The organism is Robertmurraya korlensis, from assembly GCF_023715225.1.
In the GTDB taxonomy this organism is placed as follows: domain Bacteria; phylum Bacillota; class Bacilli; order Bacillales; family Cytobacillaceae; genus Robertmurraya_A.
In genome coordinates, this window is sequence record NZ_JAMBNS010000018.1 from 23,922 (window position 1) to 41,832 (window position 17,911).

Annotated in this window: 12 protein-coding genes; 11 read left to right on the forward strand and 1 reads right to left on the reverse strand. The window is 39.7% G+C overall.

Annotation, left to right across the window (positions count from 1 at the left end; translation table 11 throughout):
• The first annotated feature begins 61 nt into the window (after positions 1–61).
• The 11 genes from M3175_RS22495 to M3175_RS22545 all read left to right on the forward strand — a co-directional run bounded on the left by M3175_RS22495 (position 62) and on the right by M3175_RS22545 (position 16,667).
• Entirely contained in the window at positions 62–1,042 is a 981-nt protein-coding gene (locus M3175_RS22495) for an ABC transporter permease (RefSeq protein WP_251523744.1), read from the forward strand.
• Positions 1,043–1,061: 19 nt separating this feature from the next.
• Positions 1,062–1,943, forward strand: a complete 882-nt coding sequence (locus tag M3175_RS22500) for a carbohydrate ABC transporter permease (protein WP_119709934.1) — start codon at positions 1,062–1,064, stop codon at positions 1,941–1,943.
• Between the two features lie 64 nt (positions 1,944–2,007).
• Positions 2,008–3,612 (forward strand): ABC transporter substrate-binding protein, encoded by a 1,605-nt coding sequence (locus M3175_RS22505; protein WP_251523746.1) that lies wholly within the window; start codon positions 2,008–2,010, stop codon positions 3,610–3,612.
• A 77-nt stretch (positions 3,613–3,689) separates the two neighbouring features.
• Positions 3,690–5,171, forward strand: a complete 1,482-nt coding sequence (locus M3175_RS22510) for a glycoside hydrolase family 32 protein (RefSeq protein ID WP_251523748.1) — start codon at positions 3,690–3,692, stop codon at positions 5,169–5,171.
• A gap of 39 nt (positions 5,172–5,210) precedes the next feature.
• Entirely contained in the window at positions 5,211–6,206 is a 996-nt protein-coding gene (locus tag M3175_RS22515; protein WP_251523750.1) for a carbohydrate kinase family protein, read from the forward strand.
• 13 nt (positions 6,207–6,219) lie between these two features.
• The gene (locus M3175_RS22520; RefSeq protein WP_251523752.1) at positions 6,220–10,002 is read left to right on the forward strand and encodes a GH32 C-terminal domain-containing protein; all 3,783 of its coding nucleotides are present in this window, start codon (positions 6,220–6,222) and stop codon (positions 10,000–10,002) included.
• 169 nt (positions 10,003–10,171) lie between these two features.
• On the forward strand, positions 10,172–11,191 hold the full coding sequence (locus tag M3175_RS22525) for a LacI family DNA-binding transcriptional regulator (protein ID WP_251523754.1): 1,020 nt from the start codon (positions 10,172–10,174) through the stop codon (positions 11,189–11,191).
• A 139-nt stretch (positions 11,192–11,330) separates the two neighbouring features.
• A complete protein-coding gene (locus M3175_RS22530) occupies positions 11,331–13,430 on the forward strand; it encodes an amylo-alpha-1,6-glucosidase (RefSeq protein ID WP_251523756.1) in 2,100 nt (699 codons plus the stop codon).
• A gap of 77 nt (positions 13,431–13,507) precedes the next feature.
• Positions 13,508–14,773 carry an ABC transporter substrate-binding protein gene (locus M3175_RS22535; protein WP_251523758.1) on the forward strand — a complete coding sequence of 422 codons (1,266 nt, stop codon included), beginning with the start codon at positions 13,508–13,510 and terminating at the stop codon, positions 14,771–14,773.
• Positions 14,774–14,925: 152 nt separating this feature from the next.
• Complete coding sequence (locus tag M3175_RS22540; RefSeq protein ID WP_251523760.1) at positions 14,926–15,825, forward strand: carbohydrate ABC transporter permease; 900 nt, start codon at positions 14,926–14,928, stop codon at positions 15,823–15,825.
• 17 nt (positions 15,826–15,842) lie between these two features.
• Positions 15,843–16,667, forward strand: a complete 825-nt coding sequence (locus M3175_RS22545) for a carbohydrate ABC transporter permease (protein ID WP_251523767.1) — start codon at positions 15,843–15,845, stop codon at positions 16,665–16,667.
• Positions 16,668–16,762: 95 nt separating this feature from the next.
• Here M3175_RS22545 and M3175_RS22550 read toward each other — a convergent pair whose 3' ends face one another.
• Complete coding sequence (locus M3175_RS22550) at positions 16,763–17,899, reverse strand: zinc-dependent alcohol dehydrogenase (protein WP_251523769.1); 1,137 nt, start codon at positions 17,897–17,899, stop codon at positions 16,763–16,765.
• Between the last annotated feature and the right edge of the window lie 12 nt (positions 17,900–17,911).

A 17,911-nucleotide genomic window follows, 5' to 3' on the forward strand; every position in this document is an offset into this window, starting at 1 on the left:
GTCCTGTTATAGTTAAAACAAGAAAGAAAGCTAGTAGAAAACTAGATTGGAGGTTACAAAAATGCAGGAATTAATAAAGGCTGAAGCAGGCAAAGATGCTGCTATTTCGAATCAGGCGGAGATAAGAGTGACGAAATTAAGCAAGAAATTACGTTATATCCGTGAAAACTATTTTCTCTATTTGTTAATTGCACCGGCTATTATTCTCACGATCGTTTTTAAATATATTCCTATGTACGGTGCAATCATTGCCTTTAAGGATTTTAGTACGATCAAAGGAATTCTTGGGAGCGAATGGGTCGGCTTGGAAAACTTCACAAAGTTTTTGTCTTCACCAAATTTTGGAACGATTTTTATGAGCACACTGAAACTCAGCTTTTACGGGTTACTCCTTGGGTTTCCAATACCCATCATCCTTGCACTGATGTTGAATCAAGTACGACGGGCAGCTATTAAAAAGAATGTTCAGCTTGTCCTGTACGCGCCTAATTTTATTTCAGTCGTTGTTATTGTGGGAATGCTGTTTATTTTCCTATCACCAACAGGTCCCATCAATCAGATCGTCACGATGCTGACAGGGGAACCAATTGGGTTTCTATCCGATCCAGATTACTTTAGAAGTATCTATATCCTATCTGGAATCTGGCAAGCGGCTGGTTGGTCATCGATTATATATGTAGCCGCGCTAGCGAATGTAGATCCTGAATTGCATAATGCCGCTACCCTTGATGGAGCTAATATTATACAAAGAATGATTCATATTGATCTGCCAACCTTAAAGCCATTGATGGCCGTGACGTTTATCTTAGGTGCTGGTGGGATCATGGCGATCGGGTTCGAAAAAGCGTATCTGATGCAAACGACAATGAATTTGCCAACGTCTGAAATTCTTCCAACCTATGTTTACAAAGTGGGTTTACAAGCAGGCGATTATGCTTACTCAGCAGCAGTTGGGCTATTTAACTCAGTCATTAACGTTATTCTGCTAGTGGTCGTGAACTATATCGTGAAGAAGCTGAACGAAGGCGAAGGATTATATTGATCAGAAAGGAGTTAGACCAATGAATATCAAGTATACGCGGATGGACCGAATGATATTAACCTTAAACAATATCTTTCTTTTTCTAGCAGTGTTAGTCGTATTGGTTCCTTTGGTGTATGTGGTATTAGCCTCATTTATGGATCCAACCGTTCTATTAAATAAAGGAATTTCTTTTAATCTCTCAGATTGGAGTTTGAAAGGCTATAAGCTCATCCTAGGAAATGATGCGATGCTAAAAGGCTTCATCAATTCGGTTCTATATTCGGTGGGCTTTGCGGTTGTTACTGTCGTGGTGTCACTGTTTGCAGCCTATCCACTTTCAGTTAACGGATTTGTCGGAAAAAACTTCTTTATGACAATGTTTATCATCACTATGTTTTTTAGCGGTGGTTTGATTCCAACCTACCTGCTTGTAAAAGACCTAGGGATGTTAAATACGATTTGGGCGATCATCCTGCCAGGTGCGATCAATGTATGGAATATCATCCTTGCAAGAACGTATTTCAAGGGTATTCCATACGAGTTGCATGAAGCAGCAAAGGTAGATGGGGCCTCGGACTTACTTATCTTCTTTAAAATTGTACTGCCACTTTCCAAACCGATCATTTTCGTTTTAGCCATGTATGCATTTGTAGGACAGTGGAATTCGTACTTTGATGCGATGATTTACTTGGATGATCCTAATCTTCATCCATTGCAGCTTGTGTTACGTTCGATCCTAATTCAGAACTCAACAGATCCTGGAATGATTAGCGATCAGTTGGCGATGGCTGAGCTGAAAAAGCTGTCAGAAATGATTAAATACTCATCGATTGTCATTTCGAGTCTACCGCTAATTGTGATGTATCCATTCTTCCAAAAGTACTTTGAAAAAGGTGTTATGGTCGGTTCATTAAAATAATGAGCCACTAACTATAAAAAATAATGAAAATGCTTACAAATTATTAATTTGGAGGGTCAATACGATGAAAAAAGGAAAAAAGATCGCTGCTGTTACCTTAGCTACCCTATTACTCGCATCTGGTTGCAGCAATAAAGGCAGTGAAACCGCATCAAAAGAGTATAACTTAAAGGATGTAAGCTTCCCACTTGAAGAAAAGGTCACACTCAACTTTATGACACAAAGCTCACCGCTTGCACCAAAGGATCCGAACGAAAAAATAATTTACCAACGTCTGGAAGAAGAGACTGGTGTCAATATCAAGTGGAAAAACTACACGTCTGATGTGTTTGTGGAAAAAAGAAACCTTGCGATGGCGAGTGGAGATTTACCGGATGCCATCATTGACGCAGGGTATGGAGACTATGATCTTTTAAAACTAGCAAAGGACGGTGCGATTGTACCGGTTGAAGAATTAATTGAGAAGTATATGCCGAATTTACAGAAGGTTCTTGAGGCAGCACCTGAGTATAAAGCGATGATGACGGCTCCAGATGGCCATATTTATTCTTTCCCATGGATTGAAGAACTTGGTTCTGGGAAAGAAAGCATACATTCTGTAGATGACCTCCCGTGGATCAATGTTGAATGGCTAAACAAATTAGGTCTAGAAATGCCAACTACAACAGAAGAGTTAAAAGAAGTATTAATTGCTTTTAAAACAAAGGACCCGAATGGTAATGGAAAAGCGGATGAAATTCCGATGTCATTTATTAGTAAACCAGGTGGGGAAGACTTAGCTTTCTTGTTTGGATCTTTCGGCCTTGGTGAGAACTGGGATCATACAGTCGTGACGAATGATGGAGAGGTTACCTTCACTGCTTCCGATGAAGGATATAAGGAAGGAATCAAATTTCTAAATGAATTATATGCAGAAGGATTAATTGATATCGAGGCATTTGAACAAGATTGGAATACGTATATCGCCAAAGGAAAAGACAATCGCTATGGTCTTTACTTCACATGGGATAAGGCAAATATCACGGGTATGAACGATAAATACGATGTGATGAAACCACTTGCAGGACCAGATGGACAGGTGAACGTGACAAGAACAAATGGTATGGGCTTTGACCGTGGAAGAATGGTTATTACAAGTGCCAATAAAAATCTTGAATTAACAGCGAAGTGGATTGATGAGCTATACGATCCGATTCAATCTGTACAAAATAACTGGGGAACGTATGGAGATGATAAGCAACAGAACATCTTTGAGTACGATGAAGCAGCGAATATGCTGAAGCATTTACCTTTAGAAGGTACGGCACCAGTTGAGTTAAGACAAAAGACAAATATCGGCGGACCGTTAGCAATCCTTGATGAGTACTACGGTACGGTCACAACAAAGCCAGATGATGCTGCATGGAGATTAGGTTTGTTGAAGGACGTTATGGTTCCTCATATGCAAGCAGAAAATATTTATCCTAGAGTGTTCTTCTCGATTGAAGACCTTGATCGATTAACTGCCATTGAAACGGATATGTTTGCTTTCGTCATGAGAAAACGGGCAGAGTGGATTCAAAATGGAAAAGTGGAAAAAGAATGGGATAGCTATTTAAAAGAGCTAGACCGACTAGGTTTACAAGATTGGCTAGACATTAAGCAAGCAGGTTATGACAGAAATCGTTAATGTGCTGAATAAGAGTGAGGCTGTAACCTTTTACAGCCTTCTTCTACTTATAGTTATAAAAAAGGAGCGGAAAAAGCATGATTAAAACACGATATAAAGAAAAACATCGACCTCAATTTCATTATTCCCCAGAAGAAAAGTGGATGAATGACCCAAATGGAATGGTGTTCTTTGAAGGAGAATACCATTTGTTCTATCAATATCATCCTTTTGGTACTACTTGGGGACCAATGCACTGGGGGCATGCAGTGAGTAAAGATTTGGTGTATTGGGAGCAGCTTCCCATTGCCTTACATCCCGATGAGCATGGCACGATTTTTTCTGGAAGTGCAGTGGTCGATTGGAAGGACACGACGGGCTTTTTTGGTGGAAAAGCAGGATTAGTAGCTATCTATACGAGCCATGATACGTATCCGGATTCCGAGAGACCAAGACAACGGCAAAGCCTGGCATACAGCAAAGATAACGGACGAACATGGATAAAATATGAAGGAAATCCGGTACTTTCAGACGAGGAGATTACAGATTACCGAGACCCAAAGGTGTTTTGGCATACGCAGTCCAACAAATGGGTGATGATTTTAGCAACTGGTCAAACGGTCACCCTTTATACGTCTTGTAATTTAATAGATTGGGAGTTTGCTAGTGAATTTGGCCATCAAGCAGGGTCACATGATGGAGTGTGGGAATGCCCAGACTTATTCGAACTGCCTGTAGATGGTGACGAAAGCAATAGGCGTTGGGTGATGCTTGTTAGCATTGGCGATAATCCAGCTTTTCCAGAAGGATCCCGAACACAATATTTCATTGGCCAATTTGATGGAAAGACATTTGTGAATGAACATAGTGATCGTACGACTCTTTGGCTTGATTTTGGCAGAGATAACTATGCAGGGGTGAGCTGGTCGGATGTACCTGAGGAAGATGGTAGAAGAATTTATATTGGCTGGATGAGCAATTGGAGGTATGCAAACTTACTCCCAACCGAGGGGTGGCGTAGTGCGATGACATTGCCAAGGGAACTTTCCCTCACCACTGCTGAAGAGGGAATTCGTGTTGTGCAGAAGGTGATATCAGAAATTCATAAACTACGAAATGAGAGTGAAGAAATTCAGGAAGTATCACTTGAACCGAACAATCCATTTTATTGTGATCTGCTTAGTAGCTTAATGGAAGTGAATATCTCCTTTGAAAAAAGAGATTCTACTTCCTTTGGAATCATGTTTGAAAATTCGATTCAGGAAAAAGTCATCGTTCAGTATGATACGGAAGTCGAAAAGCTGACGGTTGACAGGGAGAATGCAGGAATGAACCATTTTTCTGACTCATTTCCTGCGATACAGGAGGCTAGTGTAAAGACAGAGAACAACCAAATACACTTACAAATTTGGCTAGACACATCTTCCGTCGAGGTATTTGCCAATGATGGAAAGGCTGTTTGCACAAGCCTGGTTTATCCGAATCAACCATATAACAAGATGGTTATCTATTCAAAAAATGGAATCACAAATGTCTCTTCATTAAAACTTACTGAGCTCTCGTCTATTTGGGAGAAATAATTAAAATTAGAGAATGTTGAAAAGGTAGGTTGATGATAAATGGCAACCAGTTCATCGGTGTTTTGTATAGGAGAATTAATGATTGATTTTTTCTGTACAGATGTGAATGTGAATTTAATAGATGGAAAACATTTCGAAAAACAGGCAGGTGGTGCACCAGCCAATGTTTGTGCAGCAATCGTAAAGTTAGGGGGAAAAGCACAGTTTTCTGGCAAGGTTGGCAATGATCCGTTTGGATATTTTTTAAAGCAAACGTTAGAGAATTGCCATGTCGATACGTCCTTACTATTATTTGATCAAGCTCATCCAACAACACAAGCATTTGTTTCCTTAAAGGCAGATGGAGAAAGAGATTTTATTTTCAACCGAGGAGCAGATGCGTTTGTAACAGAGGAAGAATTGGATAAAGAGAGCATCATGACGAATCAAATACTTCACTTCGGTTCCGCAACTGCCCTATTAAATGAACCCTTTCGATCTACGTATATCAATCTGATGAGGGACGCAAAGGAAAGAGGAAAGTTGCTCTCGTTCGATCCAAACTATAGGTCATCTCTATGGAGAGGAAGAGTAGAGCATTTTAAGGAGTGGTCAAGGCAAGGAATGTCAATCGCTGACTTTGTAAAAGTGAGCGAGGAAGAGTTAAGAATTCTCTCAGGAATGGATGATGTAAGGAAAGGAATTGCGGCTTTGCATCAAATGGGAGCAAAAGTTTTAGCGGTCACCTTAGGGGCAGAAGGAACCTTGATCTCTAATGGACAAAAGTGTGAGATGGTTCCTAGCATAAAAGTCACTTCCATTGATTCAACAGGAGCGGGAGATGCTTTTGTAGGAGCAACTCTCTATCAGTTATCTACCTTTGAGAATCCTAAACTAGTTATAGAAGACTTTGAACAATTAAAAGAAGTGATTTCTTACAGCAACTTCGTGGGTGCATTGGTTTGTACGAAAGTGGGAGCTATTTCTGCTTTGCCAACCGAGGACGAAGTGAAAGGTTTAATCCATGAGAACCGCAAAAAATTCATTTATTTGTAAGAGAGGGGAAAGGATGAAACCAACTTTCATAAAAAAGGCTTCAGTATTTTTTGTTGCTGTACTACTTGCTTCCTCAGTAGGAACTTTTGTTAGTCACCCTACGGAAGGACTGGCAACCGAACCGAAGGAGGGTGCAACAATTTTAGAAAATGGATTACAAGCAAATACAAATCTATCAGGCTGGCAAGTGAAAGGAAAAGGTTCATTAGAAGACACGCAACAGGGATTATTGCTGACCTCAGAACCAAATGAGAATGTCATGGCTATCTCAAGTGTTACTTCTCAAGATTTTATTTATGAAGCAGATATAAAAGTCATTGATAAGAATGCAGACGCGACGTTAGTCTTTCGTTCGAATGAAGACGGTTGGGCCTCTTATATGCTCCAAATTGTTCCGAATGCGGGAATGATACGACTCCGCGATGCACGTGACGAAACAAGGTTAAAAGAAGAGTATCCAGTCACACTTCAAGAGGGAGGAATCTATCATCTGAAGGTGAAGGTGGTAGAAGACAATATCAAAGTCTATTGGGGTAATAAATATGATCCCATTATTGATGTAAACAATGCCACTTATGAGAAGGGATTTCTTGGACTGAACGTATGGGATGGTTCTGCATTGTTTCAAAATGTAAAGATTAGTGAGCTGTCTACTAATCTAGGTTCTTCCCTTGTTAAGGAAGGAACATGGGAACCATCTCTTCTTGGCTTAAAAGGAAGTGCTGTTGATGGTATAAAAGCGAAAAATGTTTTTCATACGAGTGAAAGTGACTTTGTTCTTGAAGGAAATATTTCCTTTGCTGAACAACAATCAGAAGCAGCACTTGTCTTTCGAACAAATGAACAAGGAACAGAGGGATATGAAGCAGCACTAGTTAAAGAAGGAAACATGGTTAAAGCGCAATTGAAGAAGATGGATGGAACGATTCTAAAAACCTCTGAAATAGCGTTTCCTTCCCAAGAAGATAGCAAACATCATTTAGAGGTTATTGCAAACGGTGATCAAATCGAGCTGTATGTGGATGGATATTCAGAAGCAGCTGTAACGATTTCGGATAAAACCTATTCAACTGGATTGCTAGGATTCACGGTAACCTCTGGGGCTGCTGCCTTCCAAGCTGTGTATGTGGTTCCAACCACAAGCTATTATAAAGAAAAATATCGTCCAGATTATCATTATACTCCAGCTCGTGGTTCGGTTAGTGACCCGAATGGGCTTGTCTATTACGAAGGCGAATATCATTTATTTCACCAAGATGGCGGGACTTGGGCTCATGCCGTAAGTACAGACTTGGTGAATTGGAAACGACTACCTATTGCGTTGCCATGGAATGATCATGGTCATGTTTGGTCAGGTTCAGCCATTGCGGATGTGAATAATGCTTCCGGTCTCTTTACTCATACGGGAGGTAAAGGGCTAATTGCTTACTACACTTCGTTTAATCCGGATGAATGGAATGGAAACCAACGAATTGGTCTCGCGTATAGCACAGATCAGGGGCGAACATGGAAGTATTCAGCGGAACACCCTATTGTAATTGAAAATCCAGGGCAGAATGGGGATGATCCAGGTGGCTGGGACTTCCGTGATCCGAAGGTGGTACGTGATGAGGCCAATAATCGTTGGGTGATGGTTGTTTCAGGAGGAGATCATATTCGCTTCTTTACGTCCACCAATTTAATCGATTGGACACTTACGGATAATTTCGGATATGGAGAGTATGTTCGTGGGGGTGTGTGGGAATGCCCGGATCTATTTGAACTTCAGGTAGACGGAACAGGTGAGAAAAAGTGGGTTCTCATGATCAGCACTGGAGCAAATCCAAAAACACAAGGCTCTGATGCAGAGTATTTTATCGGGCATTTAACGGCGGATGGAAAATTCGTCAATGACAATGCGGCAGGAAAAGTACTCAAAACAGATTACGGGAAAGAGTTTTACGCATCGATGTCCTTTGCTAATATGCCAGATAACCGTCGTGTGATGATGGCATGGATGACAAACTGGGATTATCCATTTGCCTTCCCAACTACCGGTTGGAAGGGTGAACTGTCGATTCCGAGAGAAGTCAGACTGGTGAATACGGAGGAAGGAATAAGACTTGCACAAGCTCCGATTAAGGAACTGCAGTCCCTTCGAAACACTATTTTTGAAACGCATAACAAAATTTTACATCCTACCAATGCTTCGAACCTGCTAAAAGGACTTTCTTCAGGAGCATTTGAAATTGAAGCGGAAATAGAAGTCCCATCTGACAGCCATACAACCGAATTTGGTTTTCAAGTTCGCGAAGGTGAGAATGAAAAAACGGTTGTAGGATACAAACCAGCCGAAAATCAACTGTTTGTTAATCGTGCAGATTCAGGAGAAACGGATTTTTCTAGCTCATTTTCTACTTTACACGAAGCATCTTTAAAGCCCGAAAATAAGAGGATCAAACTGAATATTTTTGTAGATGATGGGTCCATTGAAGTATTTGCCAATGATGGGAAAGTTGTTTTTTCTGATGTTATTTTCCCTGATCCCTCTAGTCGTAGCATGAGCTTCTACACGAAGGGGGGAGAAGTGAACGTACTTTCCTTAAAAGTCCATTCTCTTGCTAACACTTGGACGAAAGACCATGCGGAGACTACAAAAATTGCCATGGATACGAAACAAAGAGAGATGAATAAGGGGGATGAAATTATCTTATTTGCATCCTTGGAGACTGAAAAAGGAAAGAGTACACAACCAATTATGTGGAAAACTAGCAATCCGAATGTTGTAAAAATAGCCTCCTCTACTAACTCCAAAGCAGTGCTTAAAGCCAGAAGTAAAGGAGAAGCAGTTATTACCGCATTTACTCCAAATGGGAAAACTTCTGAAAGAGTAGTTGTGAAAGTATTTGATGGGGAGTTTTATACGAATCTTTCTGGATGGAAATCAGATATCTCTGCGTCCAAATGGACCGTCACAGAAAACGGAATTCGTGGAACGTATACAAGTGATGCCAATTATGTCGCAAGTGAATCGGCTGGGGACTTTACGTATGAAGCTGATATGATGCTAGGGGAATCTGGAGGAGCGGGCTCCATTTTGTTCCGAGCTAGTGAAGACGGAAGAAACGGATATTACTTCAATCTTGATCCGAATATGAAAGCTTTTCGTCTTTTTTACAAAATAGATGGACGCTTTGAAGATCGAATGGTCATTGGGAAAGTTCCTGCTTTTATTCAACCTGGAAAAACGTATAAGGTTAAAATTGAAGCAAAAGGTCCGCACATGGTGATTACAGTAGATGGACTAAAAATCATGGATATAAAGGATGGTACCTTTGCAAAAGGACATTTTGGCGTCAATGTATTTGGAGGTCAAGCATCTTATCAAAATGTGAAAGTTAGCAGTATGACAGAGGCAAACTTAACGGTAACAAGCTTTACAAATAAAGCAACAGGTCAAGCCATTTATACGGCAACGTCTCAAAATGGAGAGCCAGTGACCGTATCCGACACAGATCATACAATCAAATGGACGTTGGTTCCGACTGGGGATGAGTATGGTTCGTATTCGATCCGAACCGAGGGTGGCAAAGCACTTGATTATGATACTGGCAAAAATAAAATCCAGCTATATGATTATCTCGGCTATAATAATCAGCGCTGGATCCTTTCAAAAAATGATAATGGAACAATAAAAATTATTTCTGTTCATAATGGAAAGGCAATTGAAATATCAAAAGATGGACGTTTGATCCTCAATGAGTGGAACCCTGATGAAGAGGGGCAGCAGTGGATCAGTTCTTCTGAGATAAAGTAATATTTCGTTTGAAGAAACCGACCTTCTTATCGTAATGAAGGTCGGTTTTTGTAGGTGTTTCTTTTTTTAGTTTTGATGTCTAAAAGAATTTATAAAAAAACATTGAAAACGATTGCGTAATTTAGTATTCTACATGTACAGATATTTCCGAAACGTTTTGGAGGATTGTATGACTACAACAATTAAAGATATAGCAAAAGCAGCTGGAGTATCTGTCACTACAGTTTCCAGAGCATTAAATGGTTATTCAGATGTTAGTGAGAAGACAAGGAAAAAAATTATGACTCTAGCAAAGGAGCTAAATTACAGTCCTAATACTCTCGCAAGGGGACTTGTCATGAATGTCTCCAAAACAATTGGTTTATTAGTATCCGGTTTGAATCGAGAAAGTGAGAAGGACCAGATTATTTTTTCTATCCTATCAGGAATCAACTCGTCTGCGTCAGAGAGTGACTATGATTTAGTGGTCTTTAACACGAATTCTTCCAAGCAACGTGAAAAGACATATACTCAACTTTGCAGAGAACGAAGGGTAGATGGTGTCATCATTCAAGGAATTAAGACAGATGATCCGTATCTGTTGGAAGTTGTTGAAAGTGATATTCCCTGTGTGTTGATTGATATTCCTGTTCACTCCGATAATGTTGGTTATGTTACAACTGATAATGTGGCAGGAGCCAAAAAAGCTGTTGAGCATCTGATCGAGCTTGGACATCGAAATATTGCTATGGTTAATGGGCACAGTAAAGCTTTTGTAAGTAAAAAACGCTTAGAAGGCTATAAAATGGCATTAGAGGAATCTAACATTCCAGTGAAGCAAGAATGGATTTATGATGGGAAGTTTGAAGAACATTCGGCGTCAGTCGTAGCGAAGGAACTTCTAATGAAACACCCAGAAATTAGTGCTATTTTTTGTGCGAGTGATTTAATGGCATTAGGTGTCATTACAACTGCAAAAGAATTGGGATTGCGAGTACCAGAAGATGTTTCAATTGTAGGATACGATGATATCTTACTTGCTTCTTATGCGACACCACCTTTAACTACGATTTCTCAAAATTTTTATCAGTTAGGCTTTCAAGCAGGGCAGCTATTAATTAGTATGCTTGATGGAAAAACAGACCCACAGGTCATAACGCTAGGAACGAAACTAATTGTTAGAGGGTCAACCACGTCAAAAAGCTTCTAGGGGATGGAGTTTTTTGTTCTTATTTTCCGAAACGTTTAAGTAATCTTTTTAATCTATATCCGAAACGTTTCGGAAAAATATTTATATGTAAAATCCGAAACGTTTTGGAAAATATGATGAACATCATAAGGAGGTCACCATGGATTACCGAGTGATTAAAGAGGACGATTTATTCTTACTAACAGATGAAAAAGGTGATATTCCAGTCGATCACATGTATGGATTAGGCCTGTATACGAAGGACACTCGTTTTCTTAGTAAGCTAAAGCTATTTATTAATGGAGAAGAGCCCATCCTTCTAGCATCAGAGGCTGCAGAAAATTATTTGGCCAAAATCATGTTAACGAACCCACATATAGAAAAAGACGGGGAACTCATACTGTGGAGAGAATCTGTAGAAATTGAAAGAACTCGCTTCATTTCTAAAGGTATCCTTTATGAAACACTTCGTCTGAAAAATTATTTCCCTAAATCCATTGAATTCGATTTATCAGTCGAACTTGATGTCGATTTCAAAGATATGTTTATTGTGAGAGGCTTTCAATCAGGTAAGGTGGGAAAGCGGATTGGTCAGAAAGTGGAAGATCATTCAATGACTTTTTCTTATATAGGAGCAGATGAAATTGAACGCCACACAAAGGTTACCTGGGACAAAACCGCAAAGGAAATTGATCAAGCTGGGCGTGTAACCTTCCAATTTAATTTAGAGCATGAACAAGAGGAAACGATACAGTTAATTATCCGTCCAGAAGTGGGGTCAGTGTCTAATGTACAACTTCTTACAAAGGAAGAGGCATTGCTGCAGTTAAAAGATTCCTATAGTCAGTGGGAAGAGGCTACGACAAAAGTAGAAACAGATTATGTTCCTCTTCAAAAGTTAATTGATCGTGGTATAGGAGATCTTCGGGTTTTGCTTACTGATTTAGGGTACGGTTTATTTCCGGTTGCAGGTCTTCCTTGGTTTGGTGTTCCGTTTGGACGTGATAGTTTAATTGCTGCCCTACAAATGCTTTCTTTTAACCCAGAGATCGCGAAAGGAACACTTCGGACTTTGGCACAATATCAAGGTACAAAATTAGACCCTTGGAGAGATGAGCAGCCAGGAAAAATCATGCATGAAATCCGATTTGGGGAATTAGCCAACACCAACCAAATTCCTTTTACTCCATATTACGGGACCATTGATGCCACACCATTATTCCTTATTCTATTAACGGAATATGTGAACTGGACAGGTGATTTTAAATTTGTAGAGGAAATGCGGGAAGTAATTGAAAACGCTTTAATGTGGATTGATGAGTATGGTGACCGAGATGGTGATTTATTCGTTGAATATCATCAAGAATCTAGTAAGGGAATTGCGAATCAAGGTTGGAAAGATTCTGGCGACTCCATCGTCCACCGGGACGGAGAGTATGCCAAAACACCAATTGCTCTTGCAGAAGTACAGGGCTATGTATACCAAGCAAAGATGGGAATTGCTAATCTTTATGAATCTACCGGTAAAGTGGATGTTGCTGCCACTCTTCGAGAACAGGCACACCAGCTAAAAGTAAAGTTTGATCAAGAGTTTTGGATGGAAGATGTAGGTTTCTATGCTATTGCTCTAGATGAGAATAAAAAGCAGGTTGGTACGATTACTTCCAACCCCGGACATGTGTTACAAGCGGGAATGATGGATGAGGATAGAACAAAGGCAGTTGTAGAAACACTCGTTTCCGCAAAAATGTTTTCAGGATATGGTATCCGGACAATGGGTGAGGGAGAAGCAGGGTATAACCCAATTAGTTATCATGATGGAAGTGTGTGGCCACATGATAACAGCATGATTCTCCTTGGTATGAGTAAAGCAGGGTATCAAGAAAACGCCAATAAGGTTATTGATGGGTTAATCTCGGCATCCAACTACTTTGAATATGAGCGCTTGCCAGAGCTCTTCTGTGGATACTCTAATTCAATAGGGAAACCAGTTAAATATCCAGTGGCTTGCTCACCACAAGCATGGGCAGCAGGGACACCACTTGTATTTGTACAAACGCTATTAGGTTTGTTTCCAGATGGTATTAAGAAGGAGATTACTATATCTCCTAAACTATTAAGCGGGATGAATACTTTAACGGCGAAAAACATTCGTGTAGGTGGAGGAATTCTATCTCTACAGGTTACAAGAAAGCAGGATGAAGAATACGAGATTACTATTTTAGAAAATACATCAGAGTATCTAGCTATCTGTAAATAGACATTGATTTATATTTATTTGCCCCTATAAGGGATCCCTTTTTAATAATATAACCTAGATTGAAAGGAGATTTTAAAATGAAATCAAAAAAATGGCTTTCAGCACTTGGTGTTACTTCTTTATTAATGGCAGGAGTTTTATCTGGATGTAGTAGTGATGATGCTTCTAGTAACAAAGGGAATGGATCTACAGAGGATGGAGAAAAAATAGAGGTTAGCCTTGCTGGTTGGGGTGGAAATCCAACAGAGGAAAAATTATTAAAGCAAACTCTTGATGATTTTGAAAAGAAACATCCAGATATCGATGTGAAGTACGAAGTGATTTCAGAGCAGTACATGGATGTGATGAAAACACGTTTGGTGGGTGGAGAGGCAGCGGATGTGTTTTATTTAGATGCCTTTGAAGCGCCGGCCCTTATTGAAACAGGTGTCATTCAACCGCTTGATGAGTTTATTACAGATGATTTTGATGTAGAAGATTTTGAGAAGCCATTAGCAGAAGCATTCGTGGTTGACGGAAAAACGTATGGTTTCCCAAAAGATTACTCTACTCTGGCCTTATTTTATAACAAAAAGATGTTAGCAGAAGCAGGTGTGGAAGTTCCTAAAACGATGGAAGAATTTCGAGAAGCTGCTAAGAAGTTAACTAAAGACGGTGTCTATGGGTTCGGTGTTGCACCTGAATTAGCTCGTATGTATTGGTTAGCAGAGTCCCAAGGGGGAGAAGTGGTAAAGGATAACAAAGCGAACTTCGCTTCCTCTGAGGTTGTTGATGCCCTTCAGCCAATTATTGAAATGCATAACTTGGATAAAACAGCTGTGGAGCCAAAAGAAGTGGGAGTAAACTGGGGGGGAGAAATCTTTGGACAGGAAAAAGCAGCTATGGTTATTGAAGGCAACTGGGCCATTCCATTTCTTGCAGATACATTCCCTGATGTAGAGTATGGAACAGCTGAACTTCCAGCGGTAGATGGTAAGAAATCGACGATGGCGTACTCTGTTGCTTACGTTATGAATGCTCAATCTGAGAAAAAAGAGGCTGCTTGGAAGCTTATTTCTTACCTCACTGGTAAGGAAGGAATGAAGACTTGGACGAGTAAAGGATATGCGCTTCCAACACGTAAGTCTGTGGCAGCTGAGTTAGGCTATGATCAGGATGAACTTCGTACGGCTCTAGTTGCGGGTGCTTCTTATGCTACTGTTTGGTCAAAAGGTACCAATTTGCCCATTATTATGAACAACTTCAATAATCAGTTTTTAAGTGCTTTCCTAGGTCAGGCGGATCTTGCTGATGCATTGAAGGAAGCAGAAAAACAAGCAAATAGTGAAATTGATGCTAAGTAAGTAAAACAAGTTTCATAGAGGGAGGAGAGTCTTCCTTCCTCTACATTTAAATGTCTGTAGAATTCGTTCTGTTTATGTGCTCAAACATAGGTGGAACGAGTTCTGACAGCCAGAACATTCATTTCAAGAAGAAGAAAAGGAGTGGAGTGGGAATGAACAAGAAGTTTTCCAGAAAAGCTCTCCGCGAAACAGGACAGGGTTATACCTTTATGTTTCCTGCTTTAATTGTGTTAGGACTTTTTATCATTGGACCAATCTTTTATACTATTTTTCTATCCTTTCATAAGGTTCAATTATTAGGTAATGCAACGTTTGATTTTGTGGCATTTGATAATTTTAAGAGAATTCTGGAGGATACTAGGGCAAAAATTGCACTCTGGAACACGTTTAAGTACGTAGTCATTGTTGTTCCATGCCAGACATTTTTAGCGCTAATATTAGCGGCAACATTGAATGCAGGATTAAAAGGTCAAACATTCTTTCGAATTGTATACTTTCTACCGACCCTAACATCTTCCGCTGTACTTACATTAATCTTCATGTGGATGTATAACAAAGATGGATTAATTAATAATATCTTAGATTTCATTGGTCTTCCAACCTATAATTTTTTGGGAGATCCAGCTATTGCCTTGAATGCAATCATGTTTATGAATATATGGTCTACTGCTCCATTTTTTATGGTGATCTACTTAGCAGCTCTTCAAGACATTCCCGAATCGTTATATGAAGCAGCCAAACTAGATGGAGCCAATGTGTTGCAAAGGTTTTGGAAAATTACTGTTCCTAACTTAAGACCTGTCACATCCTTTGTTGTCATTATGGGCATCATCGGAACGTTTCAATTATTTGATCAATCGTATATTTTCTCCGCAGGTTCTGGTGGGCCGGACAATTCAACTTTAACCGTGGTCCTTCTTGTATACCAATATGCTTTTAAGACGCTGGGAACGATGGGATATGCAGCAGCGCTAGCGTTTCTGTTGGCATTTGTTATTTTAGTAGCCACTTTGCTACAACGTAAATTTTCAAAAGAGGAATCACTATACTAAGAAAGGGAGGAAGGTTAATGGAGAAAAATAAGGTTGGAAAGACCATTTTATATATGATTTTAGGCCTTTATGCAGTAACAACTCTAGTCCCTTTTTTGTGGGCATTATCTTCATCCTTTAAAACGCTACAAGAGATTGTTTCTGGATCGATGTCTTTTATCCCGAAAAATTTTACTCTAGAAAACTATAAACAAATTTTTATTGAACAAGAACATTTTCCAAGATGGATGTTTAATAGCTTATTTATTGCTGGAGTTGGGACTTTCTTAAATTTAATTTTCAACTCAATGGCTGGATATGCACTTGCTCGACTAACATTTCCAGGTAAAAAAGCATTGTTCATTATTATTCTAGGAGTACTTATGATTCCTGCACAAGTAACGATGATTCCTAACTATTTAATACTAAAAGAATTAGGGTGGTTAAATTCTTACCAAGGAATGATTGTACCTGGCATGATCAATGCAACCTATATTTTCATGATGAGACAGTTCTTTATTAACTTTCCGAAAGAGTTAGAAGAAGCGGCTGAGATAGATGGCTTAAGTAAGTTCGGAACATTTTTTAGAGTGGTGTTGCCACTCGCAAAGCCAGCACTAGCTGCTCAATCCATCTTTATTTTTATGGGGTTTTGGAATGATTTTATGAGACCTCTTATCGTTATAACGGATATCGAAATGTTTACCCTACCACTAGGCTTGAACACCTTTAAAGGACAATTCGTTAGCTATTGGAACTATATCATGGCAGCTTCCATGGTATTTACCCTACCTGTATTATTGTTATATGCCTTCTTTAACCGTTACTTTATTAAAGGCATCTCATTTACAGGTGGAAAATAACAATGAGGGCGTTGACCCAGAGGGGTTGACGTCCGTTTTATTGAAAGAAAAAACCCAGTATAAACTTATAGGGTCTATGAACTGGGCTATTGTTCCTATGGTTTTAATATTACTTTTATACAATCTTCCGTTTTTGTATCAAAAACTTCATATCCATGCTTTGCTTGGTCGAGTGGAATGACATGTGTAACGATATCGCTAGGATCAATCGTTCCTTTTGAAAATAGGTCGTATAAGAATGGCATATATGGAATAACTGGAGCCTGGCCAGTTTTAATATCAATATTTCGGTTCATGATATCTCCAAGTGGGAATCCATTATAGCGTCCGCCATATACACCTGTTATTTGTATCGTTCCAGCTTTACGAACTGCTTGAGTGGCCATTACAAGTGCCCCCATGGCTCCACCTTGAAGCTTTAGTCCACTTGCAAGAAACTCCATTGGTGTCCACTTTCCATCCATCCCTACAGCATCGATGACCACATCGGCTCCACCTTTTGTAATTTCTTTTAAGTATTCACCCGTGTTTTCATGCTGCTCAAAATTGACGATTTCGACTTTGTTTGTACGTTTGGCATGTTGTAGACGGTAGTCAATATAATCAACAGCAATGACTCTTTTTGCCCCTTTATACCATGCGAATTTCTGAGCAAGTAAGCCAACAGGTCCACAGCCAAGGATAATGACGGTATCTCCTTCTTTTACACCCGCGTGATCAACAGACCAATAGGCAGTGGAAGCTGCATCAGCTAGGAGAACTAGTTTTTCATCTTCAACTTCACAATCCTCAGGGATTTTAAAAGGAGTGAAATTTCCATAAGGTACCCTCATATATTCGGCTTGTCCACCCGCATAGCCACCCGTGGTTTCGGAGTACCCAAAAAATCCACCCATGTCTCCATGAGGATTAGAATTATCACATTGGCTTGTGAGATCATGATTACAATACCAACAAGTACCACAGCTCACATTAAAGGGAATAATTACCCGATCGCCTTTCTTTAAGTTCCTTACACCGGGTCCAGTTTCTTCTACTATTCCCATCGGTTCATGCCCAATGACATAATCGGTAGGCATGTTAGGAATCATTCCGTGAATTAGATGCAGATCTGACCCGCAAATAGCTGAGGAAGTGATTTTTACAATGATATCATCAGAATTTTTAATGGTAGGATCTTTTACTTCTCTAACTTCCACATTCTTTATTCCTTGATATGTTACAGCCTTCATTTAAACAGTCCC

Bases quoted from the DNA above. Each gene is read 5' to 3' on its own strand.
- M3175_RS22505 (WP_251523746.1), top strand. From the start codon at position 2,008: ATGAAAAAAGGAAAAAAGATCGCTGCTGTTACCTTAGCTACCCTATTA.
- M3175_RS22545 (WP_251523767.1), top strand. From the start codon at position 15,843: ATGGAGAAAAATAAGGTTGGAAAGACCATTTTATATATGATTTTAGGC.
- M3175_RS22525 (WP_251523754.1), top strand. From the start codon at position 10,172: ATGACTACAACAATTAAAGATATAGCAAAAGCAGCTGGAGTATCTGTC.
- M3175_RS22500 (WP_119709934.1), top strand. From the start codon at position 1,062: ATGAATATCAAGTATACGCGGATGGACCGAATGATATTAACCTTAAAC.
- M3175_RS22540 (WP_251523760.1), top strand. From the start codon at position 14,926: ATGAACAAGAAGTTTTCCAGAAAAGCTCTCCGCGAAACAGGACAGGGT.
- M3175_RS22515 (WP_251523750.1), top strand. From the start codon at position 5,211: ATGGCAACCAGTTCATCGGTGTTTTGTATAGGAGAATTAATGATTGAT.
- M3175_RS22495 (WP_251523744.1), top strand. From the start codon at position 62: ATGCAGGAATTAATAAAGGCTGAAGCAGGCAAAGATGCTGCTATTTCG.
- M3175_RS22535 (WP_251523758.1), top strand. From the start codon at position 13,508: ATGAAATCAAAAAAATGGCTTTCAGCACTTGGTGTTACTTCTTTATTA.
- M3175_RS22510 (WP_251523748.1), top strand. From the start codon at position 3,690: ATGATTAAAACACGATATAAAGAAAAACATCGACCTCAATTTCATTAT.
- M3175_RS22520 (WP_251523752.1), top strand. From the start codon at position 6,220: ATGAAACCAACTTTCATAAAAAAGGCTTCAGTATTTTTTGTTGCTGTA.
- M3175_RS22550 (WP_251523769.1), bottom strand. From the start codon at position 17,899: ATGAAGGCTGTAACATATCAAGGAATAAAGAATGTGGAAGTTAGAGAA.
- M3175_RS22530 (WP_251523756.1), top strand. From the start codon at position 11,331: ATGGATTACCGAGTGATTAAAGAGGACGATTTATTCTTACTAACAGAT.